General features: G+C 62.2%; 18 protein-coding genes and 1 tRNA gene. 15 read left to right on the plus strand and 4 right to left on the minus strand.

Annotated elements, in window-relative coordinates:
• The 9 genes from VCB98_RS12020 to trpC all read left to right on the plus strand — a co-directional run.
• Positions 1-2,889: efflux RND transporter permease subunit (locus tag VCB98_RS12020; protein WP_346052864.1), on the plus strand; the 2,889-nt coding region annotated here is incomplete at its 5' end.
• Positions 2,890-3,002: 113 nt separating this feature from the next.
• Entirely contained in the window at positions 3,003-3,563 is a 561-nt protein-coding gene (locus VCB98_RS12025; RefSeq protein ID WP_346052865.1) for a DUF2231 domain-containing protein, read from the plus strand.
• Between the two features lie 286 nt (positions 3,564-3,849).
• Positions 3,850-4,674, plus strand: coding sequence for a co-chaperone DjlA (gene djlA / locus VCB98_RS12030; RefSeq protein ID WP_346052867.1), 825 nt, complete (start codon positions 3,850-3,852; stop codon positions 4,672-4,674).
• Positions 4,675-4,792: 118 nt separating this feature from the next.
• Complete coding sequence (rpe, locus tag VCB98_RS12035) at positions 4,793-5,467, plus strand: ribulose-phosphate 3-epimerase (RefSeq protein ID WP_346052870.1); 675 nt, start codon at positions 4,793-4,795, stop codon at positions 5,465-5,467.
• Positions 5,464-6,162, plus strand: coding sequence for a phosphoglycolate phosphatase (locus VCB98_RS12040; protein WP_346052872.1), 699 nt, complete (start codon positions 5,464-5,466; stop codon positions 6,160-6,162). The genes rpe and VCB98_RS12040 overlap by 4 nt, the downstream gene beginning before the upstream one ends.
• 150 nt (positions 6,163-6,312) lie before the next feature.
• The gene (gene trpE / locus VCB98_RS12045) at positions 6,313-7,803 is read left to right on the plus strand and encodes an anthranilate synthase component I (RefSeq protein WP_346052874.1); all 1,491 of its coding nucleotides are present in this window, start codon (positions 6,313-6,315) and stop codon (positions 7,801-7,803) included.
• A gap of 108 nt (positions 7,804-7,911) precedes the next feature.
• Positions 7,912-8,502, plus strand: coding sequence for an anthranilate synthase component II (locus tag VCB98_RS12050; RefSeq protein ID WP_346052876.1), 591 nt, complete (start codon positions 7,912-7,914; stop codon positions 8,500-8,502).
• A 209-nt stretch (positions 8,503-8,711) separates the two neighbouring features.
• Positions 8,712-9,725 (plus strand): anthranilate phosphoribosyltransferase, encoded by a 1,014-nt coding sequence (trpD, locus tag VCB98_RS12055; protein WP_346052878.1) that lies wholly within the window; start codon positions 8,712-8,714, stop codon positions 9,723-9,725.
• Positions 9,722-10,516 (plus strand): indole-3-glycerol phosphate synthase TrpC, encoded by a 795-nt coding sequence (gene trpC, locus VCB98_RS12060; protein WP_346052880.1) that lies wholly within the window; start codon positions 9,722-9,724, stop codon positions 10,514-10,516. Before trpD ends, trpC begins: the two co-directional genes overlap by 4 nt.
• 40 nt (positions 10,517-10,556) lie before the next feature.
• Here the strand turns inward: trpC and crp are convergent, their stop codons facing one another.
• Positions 10,557-11,243, minus strand: coding sequence for a cAMP-activated global transcriptional regulator CRP (gene crp / locus VCB98_RS12065; RefSeq protein ID WP_346052882.1), 687 nt, complete (start codon positions 11,241-11,243; stop codon positions 10,557-10,559).
• A 160-nt stretch (positions 11,244-11,403) separates the two neighbouring features.
• Between crp and speD the strand changes: the two genes are divergently transcribed.
• A complete protein-coding gene (gene speD / locus VCB98_RS12070) occupies positions 11,404-12,198 on the plus strand; it encodes an adenosylmethionine decarboxylase (protein ID WP_346052884.1) in 795 nt (264 codons plus the stop codon).
• Between the two features lie 48 nt (positions 12,199-12,246).
• On the opposite strand, the gene coq7 is transcribed toward speD, so the two are convergent.
• Positions 12,247-12,867, minus strand: coding sequence for a 2-polyprenyl-3-methyl-6-methoxy-1,4-benzoquinone monooxygenase (coq7, locus tag VCB98_RS12075; RefSeq protein WP_406672167.1), 621 nt, complete (start codon positions 12,865-12,867; stop codon positions 12,247-12,249).
• Between the two features lie 55 nt (positions 12,868-12,922).
• A complete protein-coding gene (locus tag VCB98_RS12080; protein WP_406672168.1) occupies positions 12,923-14,182 on the minus strand; it encodes a (Fe-S)-binding protein in 1,260 nt (419 codons plus the stop codon).
• Positions 14,183-14,287: 105 nt separating this feature from the next.
• On the opposite strand from VCB98_RS12080, the gene VCB98_RS12085 reads away from it, so the two are divergent.
• The 5 genes from VCB98_RS12085 to VCB98_RS12105 all read left to right on the plus strand — a co-directional run bounded on the left by VCB98_RS12085 (position 14,288) and on the right by VCB98_RS12105 (position 16,503).
• Complete coding sequence (locus VCB98_RS12085; protein WP_346052890.1) at positions 14,288-15,091, plus strand: DUF481 domain-containing protein; 804 nt, start codon at positions 14,288-14,290, stop codon at positions 15,089-15,091.
• A 13-nt stretch (positions 15,092-15,104) separates the two neighbouring features.
• Positions 15,105-15,413, plus strand: coding sequence for a (2Fe-2S) ferredoxin domain-containing protein (locus tag VCB98_RS12090; RefSeq protein WP_346052892.1), 309 nt, complete (start codon positions 15,105-15,107; stop codon positions 15,411-15,413).
• A 137-nt stretch (positions 15,414-15,550) separates the two neighbouring features.
• A complete protein-coding gene (rplM, locus tag VCB98_RS12095) occupies positions 15,551-15,979 on the plus strand; it encodes a 50S ribosomal protein L13 (protein ID WP_346052894.1) in 429 nt (142 codons plus the stop codon).
• Between the two features lie 27 nt (positions 15,980-16,006).
• Complete coding sequence (gene rpsI / locus VCB98_RS12100; protein WP_346052896.1) at positions 16,007-16,399, plus strand: 30S ribosomal protein S9; 393 nt, start codon at positions 16,007-16,009, stop codon at positions 16,397-16,399.
• A 30-nt stretch (positions 16,400-16,429) separates the two neighbouring features.
• Positions 16,430-16,503: transfer RNA gene (locus VCB98_RS12105), tRNA-Gln, on the plus strand.
• A gap of 295 nt (positions 16,504-16,798) precedes the next feature.
• Here the strand turns inward: VCB98_RS12105 and rpiA are convergent.
• Positions 16,799-17,461 (minus strand): ribose-5-phosphate isomerase RpiA, encoded by a 663-nt coding sequence (rpiA, locus tag VCB98_RS12110; RefSeq protein WP_346052898.1) that lies wholly within the window; start codon positions 17,459-17,461, stop codon positions 16,799-16,801.
• Between the last annotated feature and the right edge of the window lie 335 nt (positions 17,462-17,796).

Below are 17,796 nucleotides of genomic sequence, written 5' to 3' on the forward strand. Positions count from 1 at the left end.
GTGCCGGGGGCGGAAACCGTGCGTGGTTTTTCCATGTACGGCGATGCCTTCATCAACGTGCTGTTTGATGATGCCACCGATCTCTATTGGGCCCGCAGCCGGGTGCAGGAATACCTCGGCCAGGTGGAAGGGCAGATGCCTGATGGAGTGACGGTGTCCCTGGGACCGGATGCCACCGGTGTGGGCTGGATCTACAAGTACGCCCTGGTGGATCGCAGCGGCAACCATGATTTGTCCCAGTTGCGTGCCCTGCAGGACTGGTACCTCAAGTTTGAGCTTCAGTCCGTGCCCGGTGTGTCGGAAGTGGCCACCGTGGGTGGCATGGTGCGCCAGTATCAGGTGGTCATGGATCCGGATCGCCTGCGGGCCTATGGGCTATCCATCGATCAGGTGCGTCGGGCCATCCAGGCAGGCAATGCCGAAACCGGCGGGTCCATTCTTGAGATGGCCGAGGCCGAGTACATGGTGCGGGCCTCGGGCTATGTCCAGAGCCTGGATGACCTGCGCCTGATTCCGGTGGGCATTGATGCCAATGGCGTGCCGGTGATGCTGGAGAACGTGGCGGACATCCGTCGTGGCCCGGCACCCCGACGGGGTATCGCCGAACTGGACGGCGAGGGCGAGGTGACCGGCGGCATCGTGGTCATGCGCGATGGCGAGAACGCCCGCGAGACGATTCGCGCGGTCCGCTCCCGTCTGGATGAATTGCAGGCGGGCCTGCCCGAAGGCGTGGAGATCGTCGAGACCTATGACCGCTCTGCACTGATCGGCCGGGCCATTGCCACATTGTGGGAGAAGCTCGCCCTGGAGTTCGCGGTGGTGGTGCTCATCATCGGGCTATTCCTGTGGCATATGCGCTCCTCGCTGGTGGTCCTGGTCAGTCTGCCGCTGGGTGTATTGGTCGCTTACATCGTCATGTACTTCCAGGGGATCAATGCCAACATCATGTCCCTGGGGGGGATTGCCATTTCCATTGGCGTGATGGTGGATGCGGCCATCGTGCTGATCGAAAACGTGCACCGACGATTCGAGAAGGATCCGCCACCCCCGGAGAAACATTGGGCGGCCATTGAAGAGGCCACCCTGGAAGTGGGCCGGCCCATCTTCTTCAGTCTGCTGGTGGTGGCTCTGAGCTTTTTGCCCGTCTTTGCCCTGGAGGCCCAGGAAGGGCGACTGTTTGCGCCCCTGGCTTTCACCAAGACTTACGCCATGGCCGCGGCTGCCGGTATTGCCGTCACCCTGGTGCCGGTGCTGATGGGCTATTTCATTCGCGGCCGTATTCGGCCTCAGGCGGCCAATCCCCTGAGTCGCGGCGTGAACTGGGTCTATCGCCCCATCATCCGCACTGTGTTGCGCTACCCGGTCTGGGTGCTGGCGGGCACGGCTGTGCTGGCCCTGAGCACCCTCTGGCCGGTGGATCGCATGGGCAGTGAGTTCATGCCGGAGCTGGATGAGGGCGATCTGATGTACATGCCCACCACCTTGCCGGGGATCTCGCCGGACAAGGCCCGCGAACTGCTGCAGCAGACCGATGCCCTGATCAAGCAGGTGCCGGAGGTGAAGCGGGTCTTCGGCAAGGTGGGCCGGGCCGACACGGCCACCGATCCCGCGCCCATGACCATGATTGAAACCTTCATAATGTTGAAGCCGCGCAGCGAGTGGCGGGATGGGGTGACTACCCAGGACATCAAGGATGAACTGGATGCCCTGGTGCAGTTCCCGGGGCTGACCAATGCCTGGGTCTTCCCCATCCAGACCCGAATCGACATGCTGGCGACCGGGATTCGCACGGACCTCGGCATTGGTATCAGCGGTCCTGACCTGCAAGTGATCGAGGAGATCGGTCAGCAGATCGAGGCGGTGGTCAATGAGATACCGGGTACCCAATCGGCCTTGGCGGACCGGACGGCGTCTGGCCGCTATCTGGATATCCATGTGAATCGTCAGGAGGCGGCCCGTCACGGGCTCAACATTGATGATGTGCACGAAGTGGTGCGCTATGCCATTGGGGGTGCCAATGTGGGGGAGACGGTGGAAGGCCTGGAGCGCTTCCCCATCAACATTCGCTATCCCCATGACTGGCGTGATTCGCCGGAGAAGCTGGAGCAACTGCCCTTTGTCGCGCCCAATGGCAATGAACTGGCCCTGGGGCAGGTGGCGCACATCGGGGTGTCCGACGGCCCGGCCATGATCCGCACGGAAAACACCCGGCCCACCGGTTTCGTCTTCGTGGAAATCGGTGATCGCTCCCTGGGGGATTATGTGGCCGAGGCTCGACAGCGTGTGAGTGAAGAAGTGGAACTGCCGGCCGGCTATTCCCTGAGCTGGGGCGGGCAGTATCAGTACATGGAGCGGGCCATGGAGCGCCTTTCGGTGCTCATTCCCATCGTGTTGGCCATCATCGTGGTGTTGTTGATGATGACCTTCAATCGATTGTCCGATGTATTCATGGTGCTGCTGACCGTGCCGCTTTCTCTGGTGGGGGGCTTCTGGCTGATGTGGGCGCTGGGCTTTGACATGTCCATTGCTGTGGCGGTGGGCTTTATCGCCTTGGGCGGCCTGGCCGTGGAGACCGGCGTGATCATGCTGGTGTATCTCAATCAGGCCTTCCGCGACTGGCGGGAATCCGTGGGCGAGAACATGAGCCGGGCCAATCTGCGTGAGGCCATCACCGAAGGGGCTTTGAGGCGTGTACGGCCCATCACCATGACCGAAACCACGGTATTCCTGGGCCTGCTGCCGATCATGATTGGCACCGGCACCGGTGCCGAAGTGATGCAGCGCATTGCCGCGCCCATGGTGGGCGGCGTGTTCAGTGTCTGGATCACCGCTCTGGTGGTGTTGCCGGTGGTGTTTTATCTCGTTCATTCCCGCAACTTGCGGAAGTAAACCAAACCGTAGGAGCGGATTTGGCCGCGATCAAGAGCTTGTGCTTGCTGATGGCTTGAATCGCGAATGAATTCGCTCCTACGGCTTATTTGTTGATTCGACAGGAGCTAACCATGATCGAAATCATTCCCAACTGGCACCCCATCTGGGTGAAGCTGACCATCGGGCTGCTGTTCGGCAGCGGGCTGTTCTATCTGCTCTGGGCCCTCAAGCCGGAATGGAAGGACATGCGCGTCGCCGGGCGCTGGACTCTCTGGTTTGGTGTCATCGCGGCCATTGCTGCCGTGATCAGCGGTTTCATTGCCTATAACACCGTGCCTCACGATGGCGATGCCCATCCGGTGATGATAGTCCATCGCAACTGGGGTATTGCTAGCCTGGTGGTCTTCGCAGTGCTCGCTGCCTGGGCGCTGATGCGTTATCTGTCGCGGGTCAATGAGACACGGCCTTTCGCCCTGGCCATGGCGTTGGGTGTGGCGGTGCTGATGACCACCGGCTGGTATGGCAGTCATCTGGTGTACAAGCACGGCCTGGGTGTGGAGCGGCTGCCGGATGCGGATGGTCATCACCATCATCACAATGGTCATGACCACAATGGCGACGACCACGACCACGACCACGACCACGACCACGACCACGACCACGACCACGACCACGACCATGGTCACGGCTAAGGGCGGGGCTGCTCTGGCCTGAGCGCTGTGGGGGCGGTGTCCGCCGTGATGGGGCTCGTCGGGCCTTGATCGCGGCTAAAGCCGCCCCCACAACAGCGGTTTCAGCATAAGCCATAGGCACCGTAGGAGCGGCTTCAGCCGCGATTCAGCACTGATCGAAGCCTTGATGACGGCAGACACCGCCCCCACAGCAGCCTGAAGCTGGCCGGCCCCAGACGGCCGGGGGTGGTTCCCTTCTGGGCCTCGGTGTCGGACAATAGCCGCTTTCCCGCATCGATTCTCAGGCATGGCCGAATCACAGGCAAATATCAACGACTGGTGGGGCAAGATTCTTGGCGGCGGCCTGGGGGCCGTCGCTGCCTGGCCCTATTGGCTGCTGGGGGTGGCCATCGGGCTGCTGGTGGGCCATGCCTTCGATCGGCGCCAGGCCGTGGTCACCCAGTTCCGCGCCCAGGGCAGCGATCCCGCCCGTTTCCCCGATACGGTTTTTCAGGTCATGGGCTACCTGGCCAAGGTGGACGGGCGGGTTTCGGAGTCTGAAATCGCCGCGGCCCGCCAGGCCATTGGCCAGTTGGGCCTGGATGAGGCGGGGGCCGAGCGCGTCAAGCAGTGCTTCAATGAGGGCAAACAGCGGGGCTTTCCCCTGGATTCGGCATTGCGCCGGGCCCGGAAGATCTGCGGACGGCGCACCGATCGCGCCCGGATCTTTCTGGAGCTCTTGGCCCAGATCGCCCTCGCCGACGGCACCATCCGGGCCGCCGAGCAGCGGGTGCTGGAGTCCGCCTGTTTTCACCTGGGCTTCAAGCGCAAGGAGCTCAATCAGGTCATTGCCATCATCTCCGCCCAGCAGAGCCGGTCCAGCAGCCACTGGCAGCCGAAGCGTCCGCCCCCGGTCAACGATGTGACCACCGCCTACCAGGTGCTGGGCGTGAACCGCCAGAGCAGCAACGATGACATCAAACGCGCCTACCGCCGCCTGATGAGTCAGCATCACCCGGACAAGCTCGCAGCCCGAGGCCTGTCCCAGGACATGGTCAAGCTCTCGGAAGAAAAAACGGTGGAGATCCGGGCTGCCTATGATCGGATTCGAGAAGCGCGGGGGATGCGCTGAAAAACTCCCGTAGGGGCGGATTCATCCGCGATTGGGGGCCGGTCGGAGGCCTGATCGCGGATGAATCCGCTCCTACGGCAATATCTTTGTATTCAGACATCAAACCTGGAGCCCAACCATGCTCGAACCCATCATCGCCCCCTCCATCCTCTCCGCGGATTTCGCCCGGCTGGGCGAGGAAGTCGACAATGTGCTCGCCGCCGGGGCGGATTGGGTGCATTTTGATGTCATGGACAATCACTATGTGCCCAATCTCACCATCGGGCCCATGGTCTGTGAGGCCCTGCGCAAGCATGGGGTGACCGCGCCCATTGATGTGCATCTGATGATCCAGCCGGTGGATCGCATCATTCCCGATTTCGCCGAGGCCGGGGCCACCACCATCAGCTTCCACCCCGAGGCCAGTGAGCACCCCCATCGCACCATCCAGGCCATCCGTGCGGCCGGCTGCCAGCCGGGGCTTGTCTTCAACCCGGGCACCTCCCTGAATTATCTGGACTGGCTGCTGGAGGACATCGACCTGGTCCTGCTGATGTCGGTGAACCCTGGCTTCGGTGGCCAGAAGTTCATTCCTTCCACCCTGGACAAGCTGCGCGAGGCCCGCCGGCGGATTGATGCCAGCGATCGCGAGATCCGTCTGGAAGTGGATGGGGGTATCAAGGCCGACAATATCGCGGAAGTGGCAGCCGCCGGGGCCGATACCTTCGTGGCCGGCTCCGCCATCTTTGGCGCCGACGATTACGCCACGGTGATCAAGCGCATGCGCGAGGAGATTGCCGGGGCCGGACGGTGACCGGGACCGTTCGCCTGCAGGTGGACGGGCAGGTCTTTCCCGTCTCCCTGGTTCTGTTTGATCTCGACGGGACGCTGGTGGACAGCGTTCCGGATATTGCCGTGGCGGTGGATGCCACCGCCATTGCCGCCGATCTGGCTCCGCCCGGCGAGGACCGGGTGCGACAGTGGGTGGGCAACGGGGCCCGGGAGCTGATTCGACGCATGCTCGAGCATGGGCTGGGTCGGTCGCCGGATGCGCGGCTGCTGGATGAAAGCCATCAGCTTTTTCTCTCCGCCTACCAGACCCGTCTGGTCAAGGACAGCCAGCTGTATCCCGGGGTCGAGGAAATCCTGTCAACACTGCGCTCGGCCGGTCTCGAGCTTGCCTGTGTCACCAACAAGCCCGAGGCCCTGGCGCGCGAGGTTCTCAATGGGCTTGGGATTGATCAGCCCTTTGCCTGGGTCCTCGGCGGCGACAGCCTGGAGACTCGCAAACCCGACCCCGGGCCGCTGACCTGGGTCATGGAACAGGCGGCTGCCGGGCCCGGCGAGACCCTGCTGGTGGGGGATTCCGAGACCGATGTGGCGGCGGCCCGCAATGCAGGGTGTTCCATTGTGGCCGCCCGCTATGGTTATAATCAGGGCTTCGTTGCGGAGAGTGATCAGCCGGACCGTTACTTTGGCGAGCTCTCCGAGATCCGGATTCTGGAGTGAATGTGAGCCATTATCGCCCCATCAATGCCTGTTGCACCGCCCACCATTGGTGGCTGGCGGCCGACGGCTGGTGGTGGCCAGGCTCCACCACGATGTCGATTGATGCGGTGGCCGCGGCCGCCATGATTGAAAACCACGGAATCCGGATTCATGAATCAGCAACAATTTCAGCAGCTCGCCGACCAGGGTCATAATCGCGTCCCGGTTTACCGGGAAATTCTGGCCGATCTCGAAACCCCGCTCAGCACCTATCTCAAGCTGGCCCATGGCAAGGGGCCGGGCACCTATCTGTTCGAATCCGTTCAGGGCGGCGAGCGCTGGGGGCGCTATTCCATTATCGGTCTGCCGGCGCGGGACCGGATCGAAGTCCACCAGGGCCGATTCCGTCATCTGCGTGACGATGAAGAGATTTACGCCGAAGACCTGGACGACCCCCTGGCCCGCATCGCCCACTGGCAAGCCCAGTTCAGCGCCCCGCGCCTGCCGGAGCTGCCGCGCTTTACCGGGGGGCTGGTGGGCTATTTCGGCTATGACACCATCCGCTATATCGAGCCGCGGCTGGCAGAGCGCCATCAGCCCGACGAGACCGGCTCGCCGGATATTCAATTGTGGCTGTCGGAAGAAGTCGTGGTCTTCGACAATCTTACCGGCCGGCTTTTTCTGATCGTGAATGTGGACCCGGCCGAGGCTGATGCCTGGCAGCGGGGCAACCGACGGCTGGATGATCTCGCCGACACCCTCAATGCCCCCCTCCAACCCCGGCCGATCATGGACGGCAAGTCCCTGCCGGAACCCGAGGCCCGTTTTCCCGAGGCGGATTTCCTGGACGCGGTGAGCCGGGTCCGGGGATTGATCCTCGACGGTGATGCCATGCAGGTGGTGCTCTCCCAGCGTCTGTCCCTGCCCTGGGAGGGCGATGCCCTGGATATCTATCGGGCGCTGCGCTGCTTCAATCCTTCTCCTTATCTTTATTACCTGGACATGGGCGACATGGAGATCGCCGGTTCCTCGCCCGAGATTCTGGTGCGGGTGGAAGAGGGCGAGGTGACCGTTCGGCCCATCGCCGGCACGCGCCCGCGTGGCGCCAGCAGCGAGGCGGATCTGGCGCTGGAAAAAGAGTTGCTTTCGGATCCCAAGGAGCTGGCCGAGCATCTGATGCTGATCGATCTCGGTCGTAACGATGTGGGCCGGATCAGTGAAGCCGGCAGTGTCAGGCTGACCGAGCGCATGCGCATCGAGCGTTATTCCCATGTCATGCATATTGTCTCGGCGGTGACCGGTCGCTTGCAGCCGGATCTGTCCGCCATGGAGGCGCTGCGGGCCTGTTTTCCGGCCGGCACCGTGAGTGGTGCATCCAAGGTCCGGGCGATGGAAATCATTGATGAGCTGGAGCCGGTGCGCCGTGGAGTGTATTCCGGCGCGATCGGCTATCTCGGCTGGCAGGGCGAGATGGATACCGCCATCGCCATTCGCACGGCTTTGCTCAAGGATGGTCGCCTGGATGTGCAGGCCGGTGCCGGCATCGTTCATGACTCGGTGCCCGAGAAGGAATGGGAAGAAACCCTGAACAAGGGCCGAGCCCTGATCCGCGCCGCCGAACTGGCCCGCAAGGGCCTGCATCGCGGCGATTTGTTTGCTTAGCAACGAGCGGCGAGCTACGAGCAACGAGCTGGATCGAAGCCGGCTCGCAGCTTGTTGCTGGTAGCTCGTCGCTGCTTATTCGAAGATGCATAGCGCAGGAATCCAGCAATGGTTCTAATGATCGACAACTACGACTCCTTCACCTACAACCTCGTCCAGTACCTGCTGGAGTTGGGGCAGGAGGTGGCGGTGCATCGCAATGACGAGATTACCGTGGAAGAGGCGGTGTCACTGTCGCCCGACCATATAGTCATTTCACCGGGCCCCTGCACGCCCAATGAAGCCGGGATCTCCATGGCATTGATTGAACGGGTGGCGGGGCAGATTCCGGTGCTGGGGGTGTGTCTGGGACACCAGGCCATTGGCCAGGTCTTCGGTGGCCGGGTGGTGCACGCTCGGGAAGTCATGCATGGCAAGACCTCGATGATGCATCACAGTGACAAGGGCGTCTTTCGTGGACTGGATAATCCCTTCGAGGCGACGCGCTATCACTCCCTGATCGTGACGGCGGACGATCTTCCGGACTGCCTGGAAGTGACCGCCTGGACACAGACCGAGGACGGCCAGCGAGACGAGATCATGGGATTCCGGCATCGGGAGCTGGCGGTGGAAGGGGTGCAGTTTCACCCCGAATCCATTCTGACCCAGCACGGGCATCAAATGCTCCGTAATTTCCTGGGAGGAAATTACGGAGCATAGTTTCCAGTGAACAGTTCCCAGTGAACAGCGGGTTTGGGGCCAGCCTGATGTGGGAGAGGCTTTAGCCGCGATCAGGTGGGGCATCGAAGCCCGATCGCGGCTAAAGCCGCTCCCACAGGAGATCGCCTGCAAGAGATATGGAGAGGCGGGTTTTTTTGTTCACTGGGAACTGTTCACTGTTCACTCAACAACCCCTGGGGTGTTTGACGATGGATATCAGGCAGGCAATTGCGGCGGTGGTGGACGGGGTGGACCTGTCCAGTGAAGAGATGAGCGCGGTGATGCGCCAGATCATGCAGGGTGAAGCCACGCCGGCGCAGATTGGTGGTTTTCTCGCCGGGCTGCGTGCCAAGGGCGAAACGGTTCCGGAGATTGCCGGTGCGGCACGGGTGATGCGGGAATTCGCAAGCCGTGTGGAAGTGGACGGCGACCGTCTAGTGGACACAGCCGGCACTGGCGGTGATGGCCGCGGCATCTTCAATGTCTCCACCGGCGCCTGCTTTGCCATTGCCGCCGCCGGTGCCCGGGTGGCCAAGCATGGCAACCGCTCCCTTTCCAGCAGTTCCGGCAGTGCCGATGTGCTGGAGACCCTGGGGGTTCGCATCGACATGACGCCGGAGGAGATTGCCGCGGCCATTGACGCCATCGGCATCGCCTTTCTGTTTGCCCCTGGTCATCACGCCGCCACCCGCCATGCGGCCGGTCCCCGCAAGGAGTTGGGGACCCGGACCGTGTTCAATCTCCTGGGTCCGCTGACCAATCCGGCCGGGGCACCCAATCAGATCATGGGCGTGTTCTCTCCGGAGTGGGTGGAACCCATTGCCCATGTCTTTCAGGCCCTGGGCAGTCGTCATGTGCTGGTCTTTCATTCCGATGATGGTCTCGACGAAATCAGTGTGGGCGCCCCGACCAAGGTGGCCGAGTTATGGGAGGCTCAGGTCCACAGTTATCGGGTGTCGCCGGAGGACTTTGGTATCCAAAGGGCGCCGGTGGATAGCCTGGTGGTGGACGGGCCAGAGGCCAGTGCCAAGCTGATTCGAGGGGTATTGGCGGGTGAGCAGGGGCCGGCGGCCGATATGGTTGCCATGAATGCCGGTGCCGGCATCTACGTGGCGGGCCTGGCCGATAGTCTGGCCGACGGGGTTCGTCTTGCCCAGGCCGTGCTGGCGGATGGGCGTGCCAAGGCATCACTGGAGGCCCTGCAGGCAAGGAGTCGCCAATGAGTCGGCCGGATATTCTGGAAACGATCATCGCCCGCAAGCAGGAAGAAATTGCCGCCGGGCGCCGCCGCTTTTCCCTGGCCGATCTGGAAGAGCAGGCGCGTGCTCAATCAGCGACGCGGGGTTTCGAATTGGCCATTGCCGAGCGGGTCGAGGCCGCCGAGCCCGCCGTGATCGCCGAGATCAAGAAGGCCTCACCCAGCAAGGGTGTGCTGCGGGAGGATTTTCAGCCGGCGGAGATTGCCGCCGACTACCAGCGCCACGGCACGGCCTGCCTGTCGGTCCTCACTGATCGCGATTTCTTCCAGGGCCAGCCGCTCTATCTGGATCAGGCCAGAGCGGCCTGTGCCTTGCCGGTCCTGCGCAAGGACTTCATTGTCGATCCCTGGCAGGTCTGGGAGACACGGGCCATGGGTGCCGACTGTCTGCTCCTGATTGTTGCTGCCCTGTCCGATGCACAGATGGAGGAGTTGTCAGCCGCGGCCCGGGAAGCCGGTCTGGATGTGCTGGTGGAAGTCCATGACGAACAGGAGCTGGAGCGGTCCCTGCCCCTGGGCTGGCGCCTGATGGGGATCAACAATCGTGACTTGCGTGCCTTTGAGACCCGTCTTGAAACCAGTCTGCAGTTGTCCCGGCAGATGCCCGACGACCGCATCGTGATCAGTGAGTCCGGTATCCATGGGCCCGAGGATGTGGCCCGTCTGCGCGCCGCGGATATCCATGCCTATCTGGTGGGGGAGGCCTTCATGCGTGCCGATAGTCCGGGGCAGGCGCTGGCCGAACTCATTCGCTGACAGCGGGAGGGAAAAAGCCTGTCGCCATGGTGTCCTGGCCTCAGGAGCGCTGGCCGCATTCGGATGCCAGGGCGTGGCTGTCATCATCCGGGCCCGCACCCAGGATCACGATCTTCTTGCCCTGGGCCTGGATCAGCCCCTGCTCTTCCAGGGACTTGAGCACCCGCCCCGCCATCTCCCGGGAACAGCCCACCAGCCGCCCCAGCTCCTGGCGGCTGATCTCCACCTGGATGCCGTCCGGGTGAGTGAGGGCATCGGGTTCCCGGCTCATCTGCAGCAGGGCAGCGGCCACCCGGCCGGTGACATCGAGGAATACCAGATCGCCGAGGCGACGGGTGGTCTTCTGCAGGCGATCGGCCAATTGGCGGCTGACCGCGAACAGAATGTCCGGCTTCTGGTGCCATAGTCTTTGAAAGCGGGCGTAGCTGATCTCGGCGATCTGGCACTCGCTGCGCGTGCGGACAAAGGCGCTGCGGGTCGCTTCGGCGTCGAAAAGGCCCATCTCCCCAAAGAACTCGTTCTCGTGCAGGTAGGCGACGACGGCTTCGTTGCCTTGCTCGTCCTCAATCAGAACCGTGACCGAGCCTTCAACGATCAAATACAGGGAGTCCGGCCGGGCGCCGGCATGGATGACCAGCTTCCGGGCGGGAATCCGCCGGACGTGGCAGTGGGACAGGAACCAGTCCATGTCCTCCGGATCCAGGATGGGATCTGGACCTTTCGTCATCGCATTCAACTCCCCAGTGGCTCGACGATCTGCAAGGCAACTTGTACCGCTTGCGGGGCAGCATGGCAAGCGGGGCTTTACTACACGGGGTCAGTATCCGGATAATTGCCCCATTCCAGCCAACGCCGAGCGCGACTCTCAGCCCAGAGGATGACTTGCCATGGAAAAGCTTCGGCTGCACGGTTTCAACAACCTGACCAAGACACTCAGCTTCAATATCTATGATATCTGCTATGCGCGAACTGAGCGTCACCGTCGGGAGTACATCGAGTACATTGACGAGGCCTACAATGCCGAGCGTCTGACCCAGATCCTCAGTGATGTTTCGGATATCATCGGTGCCAATATCCTCAACATTGCCCGTCAGGACTATGAGCCCGAGGGCGCCTCGGTGACGATTCTGATTTCAGAAGAGCCGGTGACCGAGGCCGAAGCGGAGGCACTGTCCCGGGAGGAGCCCGGCCCACTGCCCGAGACCCTGGCGGCCCATCTGGACAAGAGTCACATCACGGTGCACACCTACCCGGAAAGTCATCCCCATGAGGGCATCAGCACTTTCCGGGCGGATATCGATGTCTCGACCTGCGGTCGCATCAGCCCCCTGAAGGCGCTGAATTATCTGATTCATTCATTCGAGTCGGACATTGTCATGTGCGATTACCGGGTGCGCGGCTTCACCCGCGATGTGGACGGTGAAAAGCACTTCATCGACCACGACATCACCTCGATTCAGAATTTCCTCGCCGAGGACAGTCAGGAACGCTATCAGATGGTGGATGTGAACGTGTATCAGGAAAACATGTTCCACACCAAGATGATGCTCAAGGACTTTGACCTCAACGACTATCTCTTTGGCATGGGCAAGAAAGAGCTGGACGCCGAGGAGTGCGCCCGTATCGAAGAGCGGGTGGAGCGGGAAATGAAGGAAATCTTCTACGGGCGGAGTATGGGATAACCCCCGCCGTAGGAGCGGATTCATCCGCGAATGGGCAACCGAGATGCGTCAAACCCGATAAGCCAGGGTCGTCATCACCCGTGATGCCGCCCACATCAGACCCCGGACCGGGGCGGGCAGCTCGCTGCCACCTTCCTCAAGGGCATTCTCGCGATGCTCGTTTTCTTCCTTCTGCATCTGCGAAAGGATGGCTCGGCTGCGCTTGTCCTGTGGTGGCAGGCGGCCCATATGGTCTTCCAGGTGATGGACCACCTGGGATTCGGTTTCGGCCACGAAGCCCAGGTTCCAACGGTCGCCGAAGGTCCCTGCCACGGTACCGATGCTGAAGGCGCCGGCATACCAGAGGGGCGTCAGGCGGCTGGGTCCCTCGCCCAGCTCTTCCAGCCGCGCCGCGCACCAGGCGAGGTGGTCAATCTCCTCGTCAGCGGCTTCCTGCATGCGGTCGGTGACCGCCGGGTTACGCGCGGTCAGGGCCTGAGACTGATAGAGGGCCTGGGCGGCGACCTCTCCGGCATGATTGATGCGCATCAGCCCGGCGACATGGCGGCGTTCTTCGTCCTCCATGTCCGCATCGGGAATGGATTCGGCGGGGCTGGGGCGTGCGCTGCGGGTCTGGCCCGCGAACATGGTGCGCAGGCCGCGGTCGAAGCCTGCCAGCAGTCTATCCAGGGGAGTGAAGTCTCTTTGATTCATGGCGTCATTATACCGTTGCCGGCCGGGCCCTTCACTGCAGTTGCCGGGCGAGCAGTTCGATGGGGTGAAGCACTTCACATTCGGGCAGGCGTCGGCGCAGCTGGCGGCGGAGCTGGAGCTTGCAGCCGATATTGCTGGTGAGCAGATAACGGGGGCGTTCAGCGACCACCTTGTCAGCCAGCGCCTGCCCAAGCTGCTCGCTGAATGCGGCCTGGCCGAGCAGATAGGTGCCGGCCGCGCCACAGCACTGGCCCCGGCTGTCGAGTGTGAGCAACTCCAGCCCGGGAATCCGTGCCAGGAGATCGGCAATGCTTCCGGTCGCACCGACCACATTCCTTTGGCTGCAGGGCAGGTGCAACAGGGCCCGTTCCTCAATGGGGTTCAATGACAGTTGTGCAGAGCCCCAATCCAGCCTCTGCAGCCAGTCGCAGATATCGACAACCTGTCCGGCGAAGCGTCGATGGCTTGCCTCACTGACGATCTCGTCATATTCCATCAGGCTGGCAGTGCAGCCCGATGCCGTGGCCAATACAGGTGTGTCGCCATCGAAGGCCGCGACATTTCTGTCGCTCAGACGTCGAGCCGTCTGATCGTCGCCGCCGTGCTGAGCCGGGGCGCTGCAGCAAGCCTGATTCGGTGGAATCACTACCTGGTGACCGCTGCGCTCCAGTAGCCGGATGGCGGCATCGGAAACACCCGGATCGATTTCTTCGGCGAGACAGCCGAGAAACAGTTGCACGGCCTTGCCCTCGCCGCGCACGGCCGCGCGGCGACGGTGACGGCCGATGCGGTCAGGCAGCAGGCCATCCAGTCGAGCCAGGCCCGGACTGAGACGAAGCAGGCTGTGCCGGGCAAGCCACTGCATGCCGCTCCATTGATAGAGGCGGAGCAGGCCGCCCGTGAGACGGGTGGCCCAGGGCCGGGTCATCACCGCCGTCGCCCAACGCTCCCGACGACTGCGATGGCCCGCTGCCCTCACCATGCGACGCCCGGCATCGATCAATCGGCCATAGGGCACTTCGGCCGGACAGACCGGTTCACAGTTTCGGCAGCCAAGACATTGTTCCAGGTGGCTCGCGGCCCGCTCATCCAGTGGCAGTGCCTCCTGGGCCAGGCCCTGCATCAGCGCGATTCGTCCCCGCGGTGATTCATTCTCGTTCCGGGTGAGGCGGTAGGTGGGGCAGTGGGGCAGACAGAGGGCGCATTTCACGCAGCGATCCGCGTCGGCCAGGGGGAAATCGGCCCGTTCATCCGCCGGCTTATTCCGGTGGCCCGAATTTTTTGGGAACAGGCTGGGGTTCGGCGAGTCCATACGCGTATAATACGCGGAAAAACAACAGCATGCTGCCCAGAATCCGGGGCGGCTTTCTTTTTGCCAAGGCGACGGGAGCGCGGTTTGCGAAAACTACTTGCCAGTCTTCCAGTTGTGATCATGGGGGCGGCTCACGCCCAGGTCTATGGCAGCACCGATCAGAGCATCTTCGGTACCGTGGTGGACAGTGCGCCGGACCATTCCGAACTGGAGCTCAGCGAGGAATTTCTGGAGTGGAGCTACGGCGGGCGAGTGGAAGTCGGTTTCCAGGCCAGACGGGGCAACACGGAACGAACCGACCTCAACTCTCGTATGTTGCTGGGCATGGAGAAGGGTGACTGGGCCAATACCCTGGAATTGCGCGCGGTCAGTGCGGATGACGGTGAAGTGACGGTTGAGGAACGCTACTTTCTCGCTACCAAGAGTGAATATTCCTTTACCGAATACAACTTCTTCTTCGGCACGATCAACGCGGAAAAAGACCGGATTCGCAACGTGGACCTGCAGACCACCGAGGCGGTGGGTTACGGTCGCCGTATCCTGCGAACGGATCGTCATCGCCTGGATGCGGAGATCGGCGTGGGTGCGCGTCAGATCCAGTTCCGGGATGACAGGGATCGGGTCTCTGACGAGATTGTCCGTCTGGCATCCGACTACAGCTGGGACATCAATGGCTCGGCCAGCCTGACTCAGGATGTTCGTGTCGAGACAGGTATCGGCGGGATTAACCGTACTTTCGCCGAATCCATCACGACCCTGTCCGCGACCATCGTCGGCGAGCTTGCCCTCAACCTCTCTTATACGGTCCGCTACCTGGACGACGAGAACATTGAGCAGGAAACCAAGACCGACACCATCACCAGCATCGGGCTCAACTATCGATTCTGAGGGGTCTTGGCCTGTGAGCTTCTATCAGCGACACGCCTTTTTCTGCACCAATCAACGCGACAATGGCCGCGCCTGCTGCCAGGACCACGGCGCCAGCGAATTGCGACGTTACGCCCGGGAGCGACTCAAGGAGGCAGGTGTGTTTGATGCCGGCGGGATCCGGGCCAGTGCTGCCGGCTGCCTGGGCCGTTGCGAGGAAGGCCCGGTCATTGTCGTCTATCCTGAAGGGACCTGGTACACCTATTTCAGCCGGGAAGACGTGGATCTCATCATTGATGAGCATCTCCTCGGGGGCCGGATCGTCGATTCCCTGCGAATCTGATCCCGAGCCGGCCGACCGGGCTTGCGGCGAGGCGCGGCGCGCTGTACAATTCCCGCTCTTTAGCGAATCAGGGTGGCCGACAGGTCGCCCCGTGCCGGAAAATTCCCGGAAAATTCAAGGTTTTGGAGCGGATCCAGATGAAGACCTTTTCCGCCAAGCCGGAGACCGTCAAGCGCGATTGGTATGTTGTGGACGCCGAGGGCAAGACCCTGGGCCGTCTCTGCACCGAGATCGCCCGTCGTCTCCGCGGCAAGCACAAGCCGGAGTACACCCCTCACGTCGATACCGGCGACTATATCGTCGTTGTCAACGCCGAAAAGGTGCACGTGAGCGGCAACAAGGCCCAGGACAAGCAATACTTCTGGCATACGGGCTACGTGGGCCACATGAAGAGCCGGTCTTTCAGCGAGATGATCGACAGTCGTCCGGAGCGGGTGATTGAGCTGGCCGTCAAGGGCATGCTCCCCAAGAACCCCCTGGGCCGTCAGATGTATCGGAAGCTGAAAGTCTACGCCGGCCCCGAGCACAATCATGCCGCCCAGCAGCCCAAGCAGCTGGAAGTCTGAACCCGATAGAATCGGTAGCGAGTAACCATGGCACAGCAACAGTATTACGGCACCGGCCGCCGCAAGACCTCCACCGCCCGCGTTTTCCTGCGGCCGGGTAGCGGCAACATTGTGGTTAACGGCAAGCCGCTGGATCAGTACTTCGGCCGCAAGACGGCCCAGATGATTGTCCGTCAGCCCCTGGAGCGTCTCGAGGTTGAAGGCAACTTTGATCTCAAAGTGACCGTCTCCGGCGGTGGCAGCACTGGCCAGGCCGGTGCCATTCGCCACGGTCTGGCCCGGGCACTGATGGAATACGACGAAGCCCTGCGCACACCCCTGCGTCAGGCCGGCTGGGTCACCCGTGACCCCCGCCAGGTCGAGCGCAAGAAGGTCGGTCTCCGCAAGGCCCGCCGCGCTCCGCAGTTCTCCAAGCGTTAATCCGGAGAACCAGCGGCATCCCCGTGAAATTGGGGGATCGTCTAACGGCAGGACAGCGGACTCTGACTCCGTTAATCCAGGTTCGAATCCTGGTCCCCCAGCCATAAAAAGGCCCCGCCGAGCAGGCGGGGCTTTTTTATGGCTGGGGGGATCTTATGAGAACCTTGGGCTAATGGGAATGCGGCCTCTCGGGGGGGCTGTTCGTGGACGAAGCCGTCCGGTCGAAATCTACCCATCCCGGTTCGACAAATGCGTCTGGAACGCATTTGGGCCTTCGCGATTAGCGAAGGCCCCCGACCGGCAGGGAGGGGCGAGTCTCAGGGACGAGACGAGCAATCCTGGTCCCCCAGCCATATAAAAGGCCCCGCCTGCTCGGCGGGGCTTTTTCATGGCTTTACATCACCGCCGATCAATCCGCTCCACCCCGTCTTCACCGCCCAGCAGCAGCACATCCGCCCCACGACGGGCGAAGAGACCGACGGTGACGACGCCCGGGATGGCGTTGATCGTGTCTTCCAGCTTGATGGGCTCGGCGATGGTCAGCCCCGAAACATCAATGATCTGGTTGCCGTTGTCAGTGATGAAATTCTCACGCCAGTTAGGGATGCCTCCCAATTCCTTCAGCTGTCTGGCAACGAAACTGCGGGCCATGGGAATGACCTCCACTGGCAAGGGGAACTCGCCCAGCGCCCGCACCAGCTTGCTGCGATCGGCAATGCAAACGAAGCGGCGGGAGGCGCCGGCAATGATCTTTTCACGGGTCAGCGCGCCACCCCCGCCCTTGATGAGCTGCAACAGGCGGTTACTCTCGTCTGCGCCATCCACATAGAGGTCCAGATCACCGCTGGCATTCAGCTCCATCACCTCTATGCCGTGCCCCTCAAGGCGTTCGGTGCTGGCCTCGGAGCTCGAGACCGCCGCTTTGATGCGCGGGCCCTCACTGGCGAGCAGGTCGATGAAGTGATTCACCGTTGAGCCAGTGCCCACGCCGATAATGCTGCCTTCCTCGACGAACTGGAGAGCGGATCGGGCTGCCTCGCGCTTGCCGGCGTCTGCTGACATTCGGGATTCTCCTGTGGTGATCAAGTTTGCGGCAGTATACCCGGGCTGTAGCGGCCTGCGAAGTTCAGGCTTCAGTGCCACGGGGAGGCCCCGGGAAAAGAAAAAGGCCGCCCCGTGGGGGCGGCCTCTGTTGGCGCCTTGGCAAGCGCTGTCAGCCTCAGGAGCTGCGCTTCTGTCGCCTCACGGCGAGCCGGCGCTGACTCGGGCGCTTGCCGGCCTTCTTCTTGGAGGCCTTCTTCTTGGAGGCCTTCTTCTTGGAAGCCTTCTTCTTGGAAGCCTTCTTCTTGGATGCCTTCTTCTTGGATGCCTTCTTCTTGGAAGCCTTCTTCTTGGAA

Origin of the sequence: Natronospira elongata, from assembly GCF_034931365.1 — a bacterium.
In the GTDB taxonomy this organism is placed as follows: domain Bacteria; phylum Pseudomonadota; class Gammaproteobacteria; order Natronospirales; family Natronospiraceae; genus Natronospira; species Natronospira elongata.